The sequence below is a fragment of the Brevibacterium sp. LS14 genome, assembly GCF_012027885.1.
Lineage (GTDB): Bacteria > Actinomycetota > Actinomycetes > Actinomycetales > Brevibacteriaceae > Brevibacterium > Brevibacterium casei.
Genome location: NZ_SJXG01000031.1, coordinates 76,736 through 93,628, shown reverse-complemented (window position 1 = coordinate 93,628; position 16,893 = coordinate 76,736). Strand labels below are relative to the sequence as shown.

Annotated in this window: 16 protein-coding genes; 7 read left to right on the top strand and 9 right to left on the bottom strand. The window is 70.7% G+C overall.

The annotated features are described in order from the left end of the window. Nucleotides 1–92 precede the first annotated feature (92 nt). The 5 genes from raiA to mtrA all read right to left on the bottom strand — a co-directional run bounded on the left by raiA (nt 93) and on the right by mtrA (nt 5,816). Nucleotides 93–767: a ribosome-associated translation inhibitor RaiA gene (gene raiA, locus EZE58_RS03235; RefSeq protein WP_009374858.1), complete on the bottom strand. Its 675-nt coding sequence runs from the start codon at nt 765–767 to the stop codon at nt 93–95. A gap of 66 nt (nt 768–833) precedes the next feature. Continuing rightward, on the bottom strand, nt 834–1,532 hold the full coding sequence (locus EZE58_RS03230) for a ComF family protein (protein ID WP_095375709.1): 699 nt from the start codon (nt 1,530–1,532) through the stop codon (nt 834–836). A gap of 8 nt (nt 1,533–1,540) precedes the next feature. Then, on the bottom strand, nt 1,541–3,265 hold the full coding sequence (locus EZE58_RS03225) for an LpqB family beta-propeller domain-containing protein (RefSeq protein WP_009374856.1): 1,725 nt from the start codon (nt 3,263–3,265) through the stop codon (nt 1,541–1,543). Further along, entirely contained in the window at nt 3,262–5,139 is a 1,878-nt protein-coding gene (mtrB, locus tag EZE58_RS03220; protein ID WP_131248368.1) for an MtrAB system histidine kinase MtrB, read from the bottom strand. The genes EZE58_RS03225 and mtrB overlap by 4 nt, the downstream gene beginning before the upstream one ends. Next, complete coding sequence (gene mtrA, locus EZE58_RS03215) at nt 5,136–5,816, bottom strand: MtrAB system response regulator MtrA (protein WP_009374854.1); 681 nt, start codon at nt 5,814–5,816, stop codon at nt 5,136–5,138. The genes mtrB and mtrA overlap by 4 nt, the downstream gene beginning before the upstream one ends. A gap of 79 nt (nt 5,817–5,895) precedes the next feature. Between mtrA and EZE58_RS03210 the strand changes: the two genes are divergently transcribed. Genes EZE58_RS03210 through EZE58_RS03190 form a run of 5 tightly spaced genes read left to right on the top strand, consistent with a single transcriptional unit; the run spans nt 5,896 to nt 11,190 of the window. Continuing rightward, entirely contained in the window at nt 5,896–6,951 is a 1,056-nt protein-coding gene (locus EZE58_RS03210) for a hypothetical protein (protein ID WP_131248369.1), read from the top strand. After that, a complete protein-coding gene (locus EZE58_RS03205; RefSeq protein ID WP_009374847.1) occupies nt 6,948–7,616 on the top strand; it encodes a DUF4129 domain-containing protein in 669 nt (222 codons plus the stop codon). Before EZE58_RS03210 ends, EZE58_RS03205 begins: the two co-directional genes overlap by 4 nt. Further along, entirely contained in the window at nt 7,613–8,833 is a 1,221-nt protein-coding gene (locus EZE58_RS03200; RefSeq protein WP_167559785.1) for a DUF4350 domain-containing protein, read from the top strand. The genes EZE58_RS03205 and EZE58_RS03200 overlap by 4 nt, the downstream gene beginning before the upstream one ends. Continuing rightward, nucleotides 8,830–9,903 (top strand): MoxR family ATPase, encoded by a 1,074-nt coding sequence (locus EZE58_RS03195; protein ID WP_009374843.1) that lies wholly within the window; start codon nt 8,830–8,832, stop codon nt 9,901–9,903. The genes EZE58_RS03200 and EZE58_RS03195 overlap by 4 nt, the downstream gene beginning before the upstream one ends. Next, nucleotides 9,904–11,190 (top strand): DUF58 domain-containing protein, encoded by a 1,287-nt coding sequence (locus tag EZE58_RS03190; protein WP_063249426.1) that lies wholly within the window; start codon nt 9,904–9,906, stop codon nt 11,188–11,190. Nucleotides 11,191–11,192: 2 nt separating this feature from the next. Here the strand turns inward: EZE58_RS03190 and EZE58_RS03185 are convergent, their stop codons facing one another. Next, nucleotides 11,193–12,191, bottom strand: coding sequence for a stage II sporulation protein M (locus tag EZE58_RS03185; protein WP_063249427.1), 999 nt, complete (start codon nt 12,189–12,191; stop codon nt 11,193–11,195). 67 nt (nt 12,192–12,258) lie between these two features. Between EZE58_RS03185 and EZE58_RS03180 the strand changes: the two genes are divergently transcribed. Further along, nucleotides 12,259–13,092: an RDD family protein gene (locus EZE58_RS03180; protein ID WP_063249429.1), complete on the top strand. Its 834-nt coding sequence runs from the start codon at nt 12,259–12,261 to the stop codon at nt 13,090–13,092. A 6-nt stretch (nt 13,093–13,098) separates the two neighbouring features. Here EZE58_RS03180 and ahcY read toward each other — a convergent pair whose 3' ends face one another. From ahcY to EZE58_RS03165, 3 genes are read right to left on the bottom strand one after another with little or no spacing between them, the layout of a single operon-like run. Beyond that, entirely contained in the window at nt 13,099–14,559 is a 1,461-nt protein-coding gene (gene ahcY / locus EZE58_RS03175) for an adenosylhomocysteinase (RefSeq protein ID WP_101624565.1), read from the bottom strand. Nucleotides 14,560–14,597: 38 nt separating this feature from the next. Continuing rightward, entirely contained in the window at nt 14,598–16,040 is a 1,443-nt protein-coding gene (manB, locus tag EZE58_RS03170; protein ID WP_063249431.1) for a hypothetical protein, read from the bottom strand. A 30-nt stretch (nt 16,041–16,070) separates the two neighbouring features. Next, nucleotides 16,071–16,433, bottom strand: coding sequence for a DUF3499 family protein (locus tag EZE58_RS03165; RefSeq protein WP_081590930.1), 363 nt, complete (start codon nt 16,431–16,433; stop codon nt 16,071–16,073). A gap of 90 nt (nt 16,434–16,523) precedes the next feature. On the opposite strand from EZE58_RS03165, the gene EZE58_RS03160 reads away from it, so the two are divergent. After that, nucleotides 16,524–16,886, top strand: a complete 363-nt coding sequence (locus tag EZE58_RS03160) for a metallopeptidase family protein (RefSeq protein ID WP_009374829.1) — start codon at nt 16,524–16,526, stop codon at nt 16,884–16,886. The last annotated feature ends 7 nt before the right edge of the window (nt 16,887–16,893 follow it).

Genomic DNA, 16,893 nt, shown 5'->3' with positions numbered 1-16,893 from the left:
CGAAGGGCGGCCATCCCCGTGGGGACGGCCGCCCTGTCCGTGCGCCGACTCGCAGTCGGTGCCGGCGCGCCCGAGCGCGCAGGCACGGCGTCTCAGTCCGTCAGCGCCTCTTCCGGGGCGAGCTCCTCATCGAGGGCGATGACGCCGTAGCTCCAGCCCTTGCGGCGGTAGACGACCGAGGGCTTCTGCGAGGCCTCGTCGATGAAGAGGTAGAAGTCGTGTCCGACGAGCTCCATCCGGTTGAGCGCCTCCTCGATGCCGATCGGGGCGGCAGCGAACGACTTCTCACGAAGGACGACTGGGGAGTCGCCCTCGGCCTTGATCCGTCCGTTCGTCCGATCGGGGCCTGCGGCCGCGTCGGTCTCGGCGGACTCCGTCCCACCGTCCGTGGGGACGATCGGGTCGGCCACGGGCATCTTCGCGAGCGCCTCAGCGGTCGACTCCTTGCGGTGATGGCCGGCACGGGACACCTTGTTCCGGTCTCTGGCCCGTCGGAGTCGTTCGACGAGCTTCGCCCAGGCGAGGTCGAGGGCGGCGTACTTGTCACTGGCCATCGCCTCGGCGCGGATCACCGGACCCTTCGCCACGACGGTGAGCTCGACCCGCTCACTCGTCTCCGGCTGCCGCGTGTTCTTGTCGTGAGCGACGTGGACCTCGACACGCTGCGCCCTCGGTGCGAGCTGCTCGACCTTGGCGATCTTGTCTTCGATGTGCGCGCGAAAGCTGTCGGAGATGGTCAGTTGGCGTCCGGTGACAACAATGTCCATGATGGGTCCTTAGCGACTCGTTCTTCGGAGGAATCCGATCCCATTCCCTTGGATGGGTAAACACCGTTATACAGTAAAGGGAGAGACAAATCGAGTGCCCCCACGGCCGAGCCCGATGACCGCGGCTGCAGTGGGCCTGACCTGCACCGATGTCAAGACGCGTGTGCTTTCGGCCAAGGTTGCGCCGGTGGTCGAGAAATCGTCGACGAGCAGCGTCGTCGGCATTTCCCGGCCGATCTCGGCGGCGTAGTCGGGAATGAGGAATTGCGACTGCCGGGCATTCTCCGCCCGGGCGTGGGCGCCGAGTCCGACCTGATCGTGTCGTCGCCTCGCGACGAGGACGTCGGCGACGACGAGCGAGAGCTCCGGTGAGAGCGCTGCCGCGCGGCGCGCGAGGACTGCGGTGTGCGACCCGCCGCGACGCCGCTTCGCCTGCTCCGAGCTCGGGGCGGGCACGACGCGCACCGGGCCGCCGGAGTGGCCGACGAGGTCGAGGGCCGCGACGATCGAACGGGCGAGGCCGAGCGCGAGGGGGTCGAGGATGTCGCGCCGCCCATTGTCCTTGAAATTGACCACCATGTGGGACAGGCGCGAATTGTATTCCGAGACCCCGACGACGGGCAACGTGGCGTACCGCGTCTCCATCGCCCGCGGGATCCCGCCGAGGAGCTGGAGGCACGTCGTGCACAGCGAGACGGTCTCCCGCCCGCATCCCGCGCAGCGCCGCGGCAGGAAGAGTTCGGAGAGCTCGCTGAGCAGACCCATGTCCGTCCTCAGCCGGGGTAGGCGGGATCCTTGGCGGTGACGTCGATGAGCTTCTGCCACGCGTTGGAGTTGTACGAGTAGATCTCCCCCGCGCTGCTCGTGACGAGGATCGATCGACCGTCCTCTCCGGCGGCGATGCGGTCCCCGCCGCCGGGCAGCTGTCCGAGCTGCTCGGGTGGTCCGGAGACGCCGACGCGGTAGGGCTGGACGGTCTCCCCCGGCAGCTGGGCGAGTGCGGCGAGCGAGGTCGAGCCCGCCCAGGAGATGTCCCTGATCTCCGTGAAGTACGAGCCGACCTGGAGCGGGGCGTCGGCGAGCGCGGACGACGGGTTGCCCGCCCGGTCGCGGGGAATGCCGACGACGTCGATGCGCGCGGGCTCGCTGCCCTGCCGGCTGAGCACCGCGAGCCGTGTGCCGTCGCGGGAGACCTCGAGGTCGAGCAGGTCCCGACCGGAGAGGAAGTCCGCGGACACCCGGTAGACCTCGTCGTCGCGGCCGACGGCGATGATCTCGCCCTTGTTCTTCCGCTCCCCCGTCCAGATCGTGTTGAAGCGGTCGATGCTCGGGCCCTCGAGCGACTCACCGCTGAGCACGGTGCGCGCTTCGGACGAATCGGCTTTGAGACGGCGGAGGTTCTTCCCGCCCTCGGAGAGGTAGGAGTAGATCGAGTCGTCGAAGGACACGGCCGGGTCGCTCGCCTCGGCGCCCTTGAGGTCCGGACTGTTCTCCACCCTCGCCACGGTCGTGCCCGAGATCCGGGAGATCCGGTTCTCGGCGATGACGACCGGCGGTCCGTCGACCTGGACCGAGGAGTCGGTCTTCGGCTGCAGGCTCTCCGAGACGACCTGACCGCCGATGCTCAGCTCGACGCTCGAGATCGAGGGGATCGCTTTGAGGGTGGAGGAGATCTGCTGGCGGATGAGCCCCTTCTCCCTGTCCGTCGGTGCCGGGGTGAGGTTGCCGAGCGAGACTCGGGCGACTCCGCTCTCGATGGTCACGACGTTCGAGTCGGCGAGCTTCGCCCCGTCGGGAGCCGCTGTGACGACGGCGCCGGCGAGGTAGGGGGCGGGACCGGCGAGGAGTTCGTTGATGATCGCCGTCGGCGTCGACGAGGAGCGGAGGAACCACCGCGAGTCGGGCACGAGATAGGAGAAGTCGGAGGTGAAGAACTCGAGCGAGTAGTTGAGGAAGATCGTGCGGAACGTCGTGCGGGAGACGAGGAGTCCGTTGGGCGCCGAGGAGATCCGCCACTCCCCGTTCTCCTGCCGGAGGGAGAACTCGAGGTTCGACCGCGTGTTCGGCGTCGCCGAGGAGAAGACCCCTGAGGAATCGACGATGCCGACGACGGGGGCGGACATCGTCAGCGTCTTCTGATCCGAGGTCACCTCGTAGTTGAGGGAGTCGATGTCCGTGTCGCCGGGGAGCACGGAGACGGAGGCGAGCGGATTCCACTCCTGGGCCTCGGCCTCGGTGAGGAACGACTTCGCGACGGCGAAGTTGTTGCCGGTTCCGGCACCCGCGGCGAGGAAGCCGCGGACGATCTCACCGACGCTGTCGCCGGGTTTCGGCCCGTCGGGGATGCGCGCGCTGTCGGCGCCGGGGTCGTTCGATCGGGCCTCGAGGTGCCCGACGGGTGAGCTCGTCGGGATCGACGAGCACGCCGAGAGCACGAGCCCGAGCAGCACAGCGAGGACGATGGCGGCGAGTCGCCGCAGGTGTCCGGTCGTCGTCATGGGCGTCCCTCCTGTGTCTCCGCGGGCGGTTCCTCGACCGTGCCGGTCGCTGCCGTCGCCGGCTGCTGTGCCGCCGCGTGCCGTGCCCCCGACTGCTCCGGGGCGGTTGCGGCGGCAGCGGGCGCTGCCTGCGCGGTGCGACCGCCCGACCTCTCCGGCGCAGCGTCCGCGTCGGGTTCGGTCTCGACGACGATCGGGATCGATCCGGTCTGGATCCGCACCGAACCGTCGGATGACAGCGGCCCGGCGACGAGCGCGGCACCGCGGATCTGGGCGTCGCGCGGCGGCAGAGGCAGCGGCGAGGAGGTGATCTCCTGGTCCGGTCGCCGGGGGATCGTCAGCCGGAAGCACGACCCCTCCCCCGGGTTGCCCCACACCTGGAGCCAGCCGTTGTGGAGGTGCGCGTCCTCGAGCGAGATCGCCAGGCCGAGGCCCGAACCGCCCAGGGTCCGCTTGCGCGCGGGGTCGGCCCGCCAGAACCGGTCGAAGACGTGCTCGACCTGCTCCTCGTTCATGCCCACGCCGTGGTCGCGCACGCTCACCGCCACCGCCTCGGCGTTCGAGGCGACGTAGACGTCGATCGGCTTGCCCTCGCCGTGCTCGATGGCGTTGACGACGAGGTTGCGGATGATCCGGGTGATGCGCACGCGGTCGATCTCGGCCATCACCGGCGACGAGGGGGCGTGGACGACGATGTGCGTCGACATCTGGTCGGCGACCATCGAGACGTTCTCGATGACCGAGGTGACGATCGCGCAGACGTCGACGGGTTTGGCGACGAGGGCGGCGGCGCCGGCATCGTAGCGGGAGATCTCGAGCAGGTCCGAGAGCAGGCTGTCGAAGCGCTCGGCCTGCGAGTTGAGCAGCTCGGCACTGCGGGCGGTGACCGGGTCGAGGTCGTCGCGGGCATCGTAGATGAGGTCCGCGGCCGCGCGGATCGTCGCGAGCGGCGTGCGCAGCTCGTGGGAGACGTCGGAGACGAACTGCCGCTGAAGCACGGACAGCCGTTCCATCTGCTGGATCTGGTGCTGGAGGGTGTCGGCCATGTCGTTGAAGCTCTCCCCGAGCACGGCGATCTCGTCGTTGCCGTGGACGGGCATCCGCTCGTCGAGGTCGCCGTCGGCGATGAGCCTGGCCACCTCGGCGCCGGTGCGCACGGGGGTGACGACGAGCCGGGTGACGATCCACGCGACCGCGCCGACGAGGACGACGAGGACGAGGGCGGCGACGAGCATCGAGCGCTGGACGAAGTCGAGCGTGTTCTGCTGCTCGCGGAGGTCGCCCAGGTAGTAGAGCTGGAACTGCCCCGCACCGGGGATCGTCAGCTCCTGGGTGATGAGCAGGCCCGGTCCCGCATCGCCGGGCAGACTCACCGACTGGTAGAGCATGTCATCGGTAGGGGCCTGTCCGATGGCCGCCTGGAGATCGTCGCTGACGGGCATCGCCGACACGGAGCCTGCGGAGGAGTCCATGCCCGCGCTGATCGTCGAGAACGCGGAGTTCGGGTCCTTCGGCTCGAGCGAGAGCGCGTAGACGGACCCGGTCGACCGGTTGTAGATCGACGACAGCTGCGCTGAGAGGTTCTCCTGGGTGATCGCCTGCCCGTCGGCGGGGGCGACGCTGCGCAGCTCGGAGACGATGTTCGACGCCTGCCCGGAGAGCGAGTCGAGTCGGGTGTCGAAGAGTCCGCGGGAGATCTGCTGGGACATGTACGTCCCGACGCCGAAGATCGCCACCGAGGTGAGGATGATGGTGAGGACGACGATGCGGACCTGGAGGGAATAGCTGAAGGACCTGCGGACGAACTCCCAGAACGTCTTCAGACTCTCAGCGGTGGTGCGGAGGGCTCCGCGCACGGCGGAGGAGGGTTTCACGCGGCTCGGCCTGCCTTGTATCCGACGCCGCGCACCGTGACGATGATGTCCGGCTTCTCCGGGTCACGTTCGATCTTCGAGCGCAGACGCTGCACGTGGACGTTGACGAGGCGGGTGTCCGCCGCGTGCCGGTATCCCCAGACCTCCTCGAGCAGGGTCTCCCGGGAGAACACCTGCCACGGCTTGCGAGCGAGCGCGACGAGGAGGTCGAACTCGAGCGGGGTGAGCGAGATCGGCGCCCCGCCCTTGGTCACGGTGTGGCCGGCGACGTCGACGACGACATCGCCGACGGTGAGCAGTTCGGGGGCCTGGGGTTCGGAGATCCGCAGGCGCGCGCGCACGCGTGCGATGAGCTCCTTGGGCTTGAACGGCTTGGGCACGTAGTCGTCGGCACCGGATTCGAGTCCGAGGACGACGTCGACGGTGTCGGACTTCGCGGTGAGCATGATGATGGGGACGGACGAGACCTCGCGGATCTCACGGCACACTTCGAGTCCGTCCTTGCCCGGGAGCATGAGGTCGAGGAGGACGAGATCGGGTCCCACCTTCTGGAACTCGTCGAAGGCCTGGTCGCCGGTCGCGCAGAAGAAGGGCTCGAAGCCCTCGCTCTTGAGCACGATTCCGATCATCTCGGCCAGGGCCGTGTCATCATCAACTACGAGGATACGCGCGTTCATACCCCTATTGTCGCCCAAAGTCCGGTGAAGTTTCGACCATGACACTCTCCCCCTGACTTCCATGGCAGGATTGAGGGTGATGGGACGCACGAACGCATGGACTTCGCAGGTCAACTGGCATACGGGCCGGTGGCAGACCCGCGGTCCCGCTCCCGGTCCGCAGCCGTGGTCACCGCCGCTGAGGCGAGGGATCCTCGCGAAGCGGCCCCTGACGTTCTTCGAGGTCCTCGACTCCGGCTTCCGCCTGCTCCGCTTCGCCCCCGGACCGGCGATCGGCGCCCCGCTCATCGTGCTCAGCCTCTGGACCCTCCTGCTCACCGCAGTCGGCACCGGTCTCGCCCTCACCTTCCTCCCCTTCCTCCGCGACCTCATGGGCAACGACGAGGCGCTCTCCGGGTTCTCCCTCCTCGCCCAGCTCGGGTCGTTCGTCTTCAGCCTCCTCAGCCTCGGCCTCGTCCACTTCCTCGCCGGGCTCACCGTCCCCGCCGCTGAGGCCTCCTTCGGGGCGAGGCGGATGGGGTTGGCCGAATCATGGCGGGCGCTGCGCGGCCGGCGGTGGCGTCTCGTCCTCGCCGCCGGACTCATCACCGGCATCGACCTCGGACTCCTCCTCGTCCTCCTCGTCCCCGCGACCCTGCTCAGCCTCGCCGAGGCGACCGTGCCCGCCGTCGTCGTCGGCGTCCTCTCCCTCCTCCTCTGGGTCTGCGCGGTCGTCTGGGTCAACCTCCGCCTCGCACTCGTCGGCACGGCCATCGGCGCCGAGGGGCTGCGCGTGCCCGCGGCCGTGGCCCGGTCATGGCGGCTCACCGGTCGCGGCCTCTGGCGCCTGCTCGGTCAGCTCGGTCTCGGCTACGTCCTCTCCAACCAGCTCATCCAGCTCATCCTCAGCCCGTTCCTCCTCGTCGTCACCACCCTCGCCGTCATCGGCCTCGCCGCCGCCGAGGGCGACGTCGCGGTGATGACCGCGATCGGCATCGTCGTCGGGGCAGTCGTGCTCGCCCTGACGACGATCTCCTCGGCTGTCCTCTTCGGCTACTTCTCGTGCCTCGTGTGCGCGTGCTACTTCGATGCCAGGATGCGCGGCGAGGGCTACGACCTCGTCCTCATCCGCGGTGAGGAGGAGCGCAGCGCATGAACACTGCCGCCGTCCTCGCCGCCGCCCCCGTCGACCGCGACACCGGGCGGAGGTGGCTCGAGGAGGAGCTGCGCCGCGACGAGTACTCCGCGACCGACCTCACCCCGCTCGAACGACTCGGCCGCTGGGTCGACGACATGCTCTCCGGGCTCGTCTCCGCCGCTCTTAGCGGGAACTCCCCGTGGCTCCTCCTCCTCGTCGTCCTCGCCCTCGCAGCGATCGTCGTCCTCATCGTCTGGCGGGTCCGGCGCCTCGGCCTGCGCCGGGTGCAGGTGCCCGTGAGCGCCTTCGACGCCGTCGTCGCCGCCCCGCAGCCGCAGCCGTGGCGACAGAGCGCGCAGGCCGCAGCGGACCGCGGGGACCTCCGCACCGCCGTCGCCGACCAGGCACGCGCGATCTTCGCCGTCCTTGCGCTGCGCGGCGTCGTCGACCTCGACGACGCGGCCACCGCGAGCGAACTCGCCCGCACCGCAGGCCGGGCCGTCCCCTCCCGTGCGGAGGACCTCGACCGGGTCGCCGAGGTCTTCAACGACCTCGTCTTCGGCGAGGAGTCGGCACCGCAGCGTTCGGACGACGAACTGCGCGCGCTCTTCGCACAGTTCGTCAGCCTCGACGCCGCTCTCTCCCGCCTCCCCGCGGGCCCACAGACGGGAGCGCTGCGATGAGCGCCTCCCTCGACGTCGCCGCCCGCGGCACCCACAACGCCCCCACCGTGGGTCTGCGGACCCGGATGCGCTCGGCCGGGGTGTGGATCGTCGGCGTCGCCGTCGTCCTCCTCACCGTCATCGTCACGATGCTCCTCGGCGACGACGGACAGCCAGCCGACCCCCTCCACTTCGATTCGACGCAGCGCGACGGCACGAAGGCGCTCATCGAGACGCTGCGCGACCACGGCACGCAGGTGAGCACGACAGAGGACGCCCAGGAGGCCCGGGAGGCCAGCGCCGTGCCGGGTACGACGCTGCTCATCCTCACCGGCGCCGAGGGACTCTCCCGGGGCGACGTCGACGGCCTCCCCTCGGCGCTGGCCTCCCAGGGCAACCGGCTCGTTCTCGTCGACCCAGGCGTCGCGGTCGCACGCTTCACCGCGCGCCTCGCCGCCGACGCCGACTCCGACCCGCTCGCCCAGCCCGATGCGACCTCCCCGCCCGACTGCCCGCTGCCCGCGGCCCGTGCCGCCGGCGAGGTGAGCACCGGGCAGACCCGCTACGAGCCGGTCGACGGCGCCACCGTGTGCTATCCCTTCACCGGTCCGGGCGTCGACGAGCAGACGAGTCCTGCGGGTCAGCTCGTCGTCGACGACGGCGGCCGGTTCCCCGTCACCGTCCTCGGCAACCCCGCATGGGTGAGCAACGGGACGATCACCGAGGACGGCAACGCGGCGCTTGCCCTCTCGACGCTCTCGCAGACCGACCGCCTCGTCGTCTACTACCCGCGCCCGGACGCCTCCGGGGACGCTCCGCCGTCGACGCTCGACTACGTGCCGGACTGGTTCATCGCCGGCACCGTATGGATGCTGCCCTGCCTCATCGTCGTCCTCCTCGTCGCCGGCCGCCGCTTCGGCCCGCTCGCCGTCGAACGCCTCCCCGTCGTCGTCCCCGCCGTCGAGACCGTCCACGGTCGTGCCGCACTGGCCGAACGCAGCGGCGACCGCCTCGGCGCCCTCCACGCCCTGCGCACCGCCGCCCTGCTGCGCATCGCGCGCCGACTGGCACTGAGCTCGGAGGCCGGGCGGGAGGAGATCCTCGCCCGGATGAGCGCGACCACCGGACGCGACCCCACGCAGCTGAGAACGGTGTTCGTCACCGCGGTCCCTGCCGACGACCGCGAGCTCACCGCCCTCGTCGACCTCATCAGCACCATCGAAAGCGAGATCCCATGACCACAGGCCCTCACCCGCACGACCAGGCTCCCCCGGCACCCGCCCGGCCTCCGATGCCTCCCGCCGAGGCGACCCCGCGTTCCCCCGCCGGAGACGCAGCTCCCGGGCAGGGCGGCGACCCCGACCCGCTGCGGGCGGCCTTCGCCGCTGTGCGCGCGGAGATCGGGAAGGCCGTCGTCGGGCAGGACGATGCGGTCACCGGACTGCTCCTCGCGCTCCTGTGCCAGGGCCACGTCCTCCTCGAAGGTGTGCCCGGCGTCGCGAAGACCCTCCTCGTGCGCAGCTTCGCCACTGCTGTCGACCTCGACCACACCCGCATCCAGTTCACCCCCGACCTCATGCCCTCCGACGTCACCGGCTCCCTCGTCTGGGATGCCTCGGCGTCCGACTTCGAGTTCCGTCCCGGCCCAGTGTTCACCAACGTCCTCATCGCCGACGAGATCAACCGCACCCCGCCGAAGACGCAGTCGGCACTGCTCGAGGCGATGGAGGAGCACCAGGTCTCCGTCGGCGGGCGCTCCCGCAGCCTTCCCGAGCCGTTCCTCGTCGCCGCCACACAGAACCCGCTCGAGTACGAGGGCACGTACCCGCTGCCCGAAGCCCAGCTCGACCGGTTCCTCTTCAAGCTCGTCCTCACCCTGCCCGATCGCGACTTCGAGTACGAGATCCTCGACCGCCATGCCCGCGGCTTCGACGCCTCCCAGCTCACGGCCGCAGGGCTGAGGCCCGTCCTCGACGCCGCGATGATCGCCCGGGCCCGCTCGGCGATCGCCGGCGTCCACATCGCCCCGGAGATCATCTCCTACATCGTCGACCTCGCCCGGGCCACCCGGGAGGCGCCGTCGCTGGCCCTCGGCGTCTCCCCGCGCGGGGCGACGCGGATGCTCGCCGCCGCCCGGGCGTTCGCGTGGCTGGGCGGGCGCGACTACGTCACCCCCGACGATGTGAAGTTCCTCGTCCCGATGACGCTCGGCCACCGGGTCATCCTCCGTCCCGAGGCGCAGATGGACGGCCTGAGCGTCTCCCACGTCCTCGACTCGATCGTCGCGACGACCGATGTGCCCCGCTGAATGACCCCGCGCCTGCTCCTCCTCACGGTCTCAGGGATCGTCCCGGTCATGCTCGCCCCCGGCTGGCAGAGCCTGGCGATCACCGCCGGTGTCATCGTCGTCCTCGCCGTCATCGACCGGTTCGCAGCGCCCTCGCCGGCGCTCGTGCGCCTGCAGCGGACCCCGGGTCCGATGGTCCGCCTCGGCGACGACACCCGGTCGACGCTCACCCTCGTCAACGACTCCGATCGGCCGATCCGGCTGCGCGTGCGCGATGCGTGGCCCCCGAGTGCGGGTGCGCACGAGACGAGGACCCGCCTCACCCTGCCCCCGCACGGGACCCGTGAGATCACCACGGTGCTCTCGCCGAGGCGGCGCGGGGCTCTGGCAGCCGACCGGGTCACCCTGCGCACGACGAGCGTCCTCGGGCTCATCGCCCGGCAGAGGAGCGTCGACGTCCCGGCGACGGTCCGCGTCCTCCCGCCCTTCGTCTCCCGCCGGGAGCTGCCCTCGAAGCAGCAGAAGCTGCGCGAGCTCGACGGCCGCTCGGCGGTGATGATCCGCGGCATGGGCACCGAGTTCGATTCGCTGCGCGACTACGTCGACGGCGACGACGTCCGCTCGATCGACTGGCGGGCCAGCGCCCGCGCCCAGGACCTCGTCGTCAAGACGTGGCGACCCGAGCGCGATCGCCGCGTCGTCATCGTCGTCGACTCCTCGCGGCTCGCGGCCAGGCGCAGTGGAGAGGGCACGGTCTTCGACGCCGCCCTCGAATCGGCCCTGCTGCTCACGGCGCTTGCCGCCGGGGCCGGTGATCGCGTCGACGTCATCGTCGCCGACGCTCGGGTGCGGGCCACAGCGTCGAGCCACCGCGCCCACGATCCCGTCCACGACCTCTCCGTGGCGCTCACCCCCGTCGACCCTGAGCTCTATGACGCCAACTGGGAGCAGATCGCCTCGGCCGTGCTCTCATCGACCCGGCAGCGTGCGCTCGTCGTCCTCGTCACCGCCCTCGACGAGGCGACCGTGGCCGAGGAGATCCTGCCCGTGCTGCCCGCCCTCATGGCCCGGCACCGGGTCGTCGTCGCCGCCGTGAGCGATCCCGAGCTCGACGATCTCAGCGCCCGTCGCGGCGATGCGAGCGAGGTCTACACCGCCGCGGCCGCCGCCACCGAGATCCTCACCGTCCGGGCTGTGCGCTCGCGACTGCGCGGCCTCGGCGTCGACTCCGTGGCCGCGGTCCCCGACGATCTCCCCGGGGCCCTGGCCGACCTCTACATCCGGCTGAAGACGAGCGGGAGGCTCTGAGCTCAGCGGTCGGTCGCGACGATCTGGTAACCGGCTTCGTGGGCGTCGAGGTCGGCCGACAGCTGTGCGCGGGAGGACCGCCTGCCGAGGACGGCAGCGTAGACGACGACGGCGGCCGTGTAGGCGATGCCGATGGCGATCTTGACCAGCGGTGGGAGCGGGTTCGGGGTGACGAAGCCCTCGATGAGGCCGGAGAGGAAGAGCATGATGACGAGTCCGCCGGCGACGACGAGCAGGGAGCGGGCCTCGGTTGCGAGCTTCGTCCGCCGCAGCTGCGGGCCCGGGATCACCCACGCGAAGAAGAGCCGGAGACCGGCGGCCGCGGCGAGCAGGATGCAGCTGATCTCCGGGATGCCGTGCGGGAGGATGTAGAGGAAGAAGTCCGCTCCCCGATCGAACTCGAACATCATCGCTGCCGAGAAGCCGACGTTGACGGCGTTGAGGACGAGCCCCTGGACGACGAAGACGCCGGTGACGCCGAGGAGGACGAACTGGACGGCGATCCACGCGTTGTTCGTCCACACGCCCACGGCGAAGAAGCCGTTCGGGTTCTCCTTGTAGTACTCGACGAAGTCGTGTTCGGCGAACTGCTGCCGGGAGGCGCGGTCGCCGAAGGTCTCGAGCACTTCGGGGTGAGTGCCCGCCCATACCCCGGAGAGCACGGAGACCGAGAGGAAGAAGACCGCGACGGCGACGAAGTCCCAGCGCAGCCGGTAGAGCGACAGCGGCAGGGCGACGACGAAGAAGCGGCTGAGTCCCGAGAGCCCGCCGGCGGGGACGGAGGAGAGGTGGGTGCGCGCCCGGTGGACGATCGTCGAGAGCCGCGCGGCCTCGAGGGAGTCCGGGGCCACCGTCATGATCTGCGAGAGGTCCTTCGACGCCGCCCGGTAGAGGACGAGGAACCGCTCAGCCTGCGCCGGATCGAGCCGGTTGCGCTTGGCCAGGGCCGACAGCTCCCTCCACTGGTCCCCGTGCATCTCGGCGAGCAGGTTGGGATCCATGCCTCCACCCTAGACGATGCCGCCCCGGCATCGGGCCGCCGTGGAGCAGGTGTGCCAGGATGGTGGTGTGAGCACTCTGGTGACAGGCGAGGCCGTCGAACTCAGCGTCCAGCCCGCGGCGCTGGCCGCCCGCGCGCTCAGCTGCCTCATCGACGCCGTCGCCTACACGCTGGTCAACATCGGACTGCTCGTCGCGACGTTCTGGCTGCTCCTCCAGCTCCGGTCGCTCAACGGGCTGCTCCTCACCGCGGTGATGACGATGATGACGGTCGCCGTCTTCGTCCTCCTCCCCCTCCTCGTCGAGGTCCTCACCCGCGGGAGGTCGCTCGGCAAGCTCATCCTCGGCCTGCGGATCGTCCGTGACGACGGTGGGGCGGTCCGCCTCCGGCACTCCTTCGTCCGCGCCCTGCTCTGGCAGTTCGAGGTCATCGGGACCGGCGGTGGGATCGCCGCACTCTCGGGACTCGTGTCCCCGCAGACGAAGCGCCTCGGCGACTACATGGCCGGCACCATCGCGGTGAGCGAACGCGCGACTCCCCCTCCTCCGGTGCACACGCACGTCGCCCCGCAGCTCGTCCCCTGGCTTGCGGAGACCGACGTCTCCGCGGTGCCGGCCGGCCTGCGCCGCCGGATCGTCCAGTTCCTCGCCGTCGCCCCCGGGCTCGGCCACGAGTCACGCTGGCAGCGGGCGATCGAGCTCGCGACCGAGCTTAACCCCTACGTCGCCCCGGCTCCACCCGAAGGGACGCTGCCCGAGCAGTTCCTCGCCGCCGTCGTCGCCCGCCAGCGCGTGACCGACCGGGACAGGGCCCACCGCCGAGGTGCGCAGGCCGAGTCCTTCCGCGCCGGGGTCGACCGGCTGCCGCACGGCCTGCGGCTGAGCGCCGACCGGCAGCGGTAGCGGCGCTCAGTACCGGTAGTGGTCGGGCTTGTACGGCCCGGCGACGTCGACGCCGATGTACTCGGCCTGCTCCTTCGTCAGCTCGCTCAGCTGCGCCCCGAGCGCGGGCAGATGGAGCCGGGCGACCTTTTCGTCGAGCTCCTTCGACAGCCGGTGCACCGCATCGTCGTAGTCCGACCCTCGGGTCCACAGCTCGATCTGAGCGAGGACCTGGTTGGAGAACGAGGCGCTCATGACGAACGAGGGATGCCCGGTGGCGTTGCCGAGGTTGAGCAGCCGACCCTCGGAAAGGACGAGGATCTGCGTCGTCTCCCGTCCGAGTCCGGCCTCCGTCGGCACGGGGATGGTCCATTCGTGGACCTGCGGTTTGATCTCGACGACGCTCACCCCGTCGACGCGACGCAGGCCGGCAAGGTCGATCTCGTCGTCGAAGTGGCCGACGTTGCCGACGATCGCTCCCGGTTTGAGGCTGCGGAGGACGTCGACGTCGACGACGCGGGTGTTGCCGGTCGTCGTGATGACGATGTCGGCGACCTCGGCGACGTCGGGCAGGAGAGCCACCTGGTAGCCGTCCATCGTCGCCTGGAGTGCGCAGATCGGGTCGATCTCGGTGACGATGACGCGCGCCCCCTGACCGCGCAGCGCTTCGGCCGCGCCCTTGCCGACGTCCCCGTAGCCGACGACGACGGCGATCTTGCCGCCGATGAGGACGTCGGTGGCCCGGTTGAGGCCGTCGGGCAGGGAATGGCGGATGCCGTAGCGGTTGTCGAACTTCGACTTCGTCACCGAGTCGTTGACGTTGATCGCGGGGAACGGCAGGCGTCCCGCCTCGGCGAGGCGGTAGAGGCGGTTGACACCTGTCGTCGTCTCCTCGCTCACGCCCTGGATGCCCTCGGCCAGGCGGGTGAAGCGGCCGGGAGCCGCGGTCATCGCCGTCTCGAGCTGGGCGAGGAAGGCCCGATACTCCTCGGGGGCGTCCTCCCCGGCGGTGGGGACGCGGCCGGCGGCTTCGGCGGCCGCACCTTCGAGGACGTACATCGTCGCATCCCCGCCGTCGTCGAGGATGAGGGTGGGTCCTTCGGCGAAGTCGAAGATCCGGTCGGCCGCCCACCAGTACTCCTCGAGGCTCTCGCCCTTCCATGCGAAGACCGGGACCCCGGACGGCGCCTCCGGGGTGCCGTCGCCGACGACGACGGCGGCCGCGGCCTCATCCTGGGTGGAGAAGATGTTGCAGCTGGCCCAGCGGACCTCGGCGCCGAGGGCCACGAGGGTCTCGATGAGCACGGCCGTCTGCACGGTCATGTGGAGGCTGCCTGAGATCCTCGCCCCGGCCAGCGGGGCGGAGGCGGAGTACTCCTCGCGCAGCGCCATGAGGCCGGGCATCTCGCGTTCGGCGAGCCGGATCTGATGGCGTCCCGCCTCGGCGAGGGAGAGATCGGCGACCTTGAAGTCGGTGGGTGCGAGCACGGGTCCTCCTTGGGATTTCGGGACGTTGGGGGCAGCGGTCAGGCGACGCGGCCTTCGACGATGTCGGTGGCGCGGGCGGTGAGCTCGCGCATCCGGGCGTCGTCGGGGGCCTCGACGTTGAGCCGGACCAGGGGTTCGGTGTTCGACTTGCGCAGGTTGACCCACCAGTCGCGGCCCTGCAGGCTGATCCCGTCGAGGTCCTCGACGAGCTCAGGGGCGAACCGGGGCGCGGCGGCGGCAAAGGCTTCGAGCACGGCGTCGGGGTCGGCGACGGTGAAGTTGATCTCCCCGGACTGCCGGTAGGTGTCGTAGGCGGCGACGAGACGGGAGGCGAGCCCGTCGGCCTCGGCGAGGGCGGCGATGAGGTGGCATGCGGCGAGCATGCCGGAGTCCGCGCCGTAGAACTCCTCGAAGTAGAAGTGCGCGGAGTGCTCGCACGCGAAGACCGCACCCTCCTCGCGCATGAGGGTCTTGATCCCCGAGTGGCCCACCTTCGAGCGCACCGCGCGGCCCCCGGCGGCGGTGATCGCCTCGGGCACGCTGCGGGAGGTGATGAGGTTGTGGATGACCGTGGGTTCGTCGCGACCCGCCGCTCGGGCGCGGGCGATCTCCCGTTCGGAGACGAGGGCGCCGACCGCCGAGGCCGACATCGTCGCCCCGGTCTCATCGATGAAGAAGCAGCGGTCGGCGTCGCCGTCGAAGGCGAGCCCCAGGTCGGCGCCGTGCTCGCGCACGGCGGCCTGGACGTCGACGAGGTTCTCCGGCTTGAGCGGGTTGGCCTCGTGGTTGGGGAACGTCCCGTCGAGTTCCGTGTAGAGCCCGATGATCTCGAGTCGGGTCGCCGGCAGCCCGGCGTCGGTGCCGAAGACCTCGCCGATGAGGCGCCCGGCCATGCCGTTTCCGGCGTCGACGACGACGGTGAGGTCCGCGACCTCGTCGAGGCGGGTGAGCTCGCGGATGCGCTGCGCGTACCGGGTGCGCACCGAGGCGGCCGCGGATTCGTCGACGGAGACCGCCGGGGTCCCCACCGCAGGGTCGGGGGCGTTCGGGGCGAGGTCGCGGATGCGGCCGAGTCCGGTCTCGAGGCTCACCCCGCCGGCGCCGGGGGCGCAGATCTTGATCCCGTTGTAGTCGGCGGGGTTGTGGCTCGCGGTGATCATCGCCCCGGGCAGGTCGAAGATCCCGGAGGCGAAGTAGAGCTGGTCGGTCGAGCACAGGCCCAACAGCACGGCCCGCGATCCCGCGGCCCCGACTCCGGCGGCGAAGGAGCGGGCGAAGCCCGGGGAGCTCGGGCGCATGTCGTGTCCGATGACGACCTCGCCGCTGCCGTGGATCTCCCCCATCGCCGAGGCGGTCGCCCAGCCGAGGGCGAAGAGGACGTCGTCGTCGAGCTGGTCGGGGATCCGTCCCCGGATGTCGTAGGCGCCGACGGCGGTGTCGAGGGCGCGGGAACGGGAGGCGGAGAGGGTCTCACCTGACATGGGGGTCCTTCGGTTCGTGCGCGGAGTGGCTCAGGGGCCGATGATGCGCAGGTGGCCGTGCTTGCGGCCGGCGGGGGCGGGCTCGTCGACAGGGGTCGGACCTTCGGGGCGCGGTGTCGTCGTTCCCGCCGCTTCGCGGACGGCGTCGGCGATCGCGAGGAGGTCGTCGTGGGTGCGCTCGGGCGGTTCCTCACCCGTCCCGATGCGGATGAGCTGCCAGTCCACCGGCGGGGTGAGCCTCGCGGCGTGGTCGGCGCACAGGTCGTGGGCGCCGGGTTCGGCACGCCGGGCGAGGGGACCGATGACGACGCAGGCGTCCGCGTGGACATAGGTCATGGTCGCGGTGGCGCTGCGCGAGCAGCTGACTTTCGAGCACGTACGCAAGGCTGACACAGTACTGAACTCTACACGCTGGCCCCGTCCGTTCCGGGCAGGCGCCGCCGGGTGCGAGCCGATGGGATCGCCTCGGTAGAATGACGGGCTATGAGCACGCGCCGCAGACGGGACCGCCACGGCCGGGGACTGCGCTCCCCGCTCCACCGCGCCGACGTGCCTGCACGCGAGACGCGGGCGCAGAGCTTCGCCCGCCTCGCCGCCGAGGAGTTCGCCCGACACCGGGCCAGGGACCCTGAGCTGCTCGCCGACGTCGTCCTTGCCGTCGACGCGGTGCCTCCGGCGGGGTCGGACGAGCCGAGCTTCGGGCGGGTGTTCCCTGCGACCCCGCACCGGCGGACCCACATCGTCCTCTACCGTCGCCCGATCGAGTACCACAGCCTCGGCGGCAGCAGGGAGAGCCTCATCGCCGAGGTGCTCGCCGATCAGGTCGACCTGCTCCGCGGAGCGTGAGCGGACC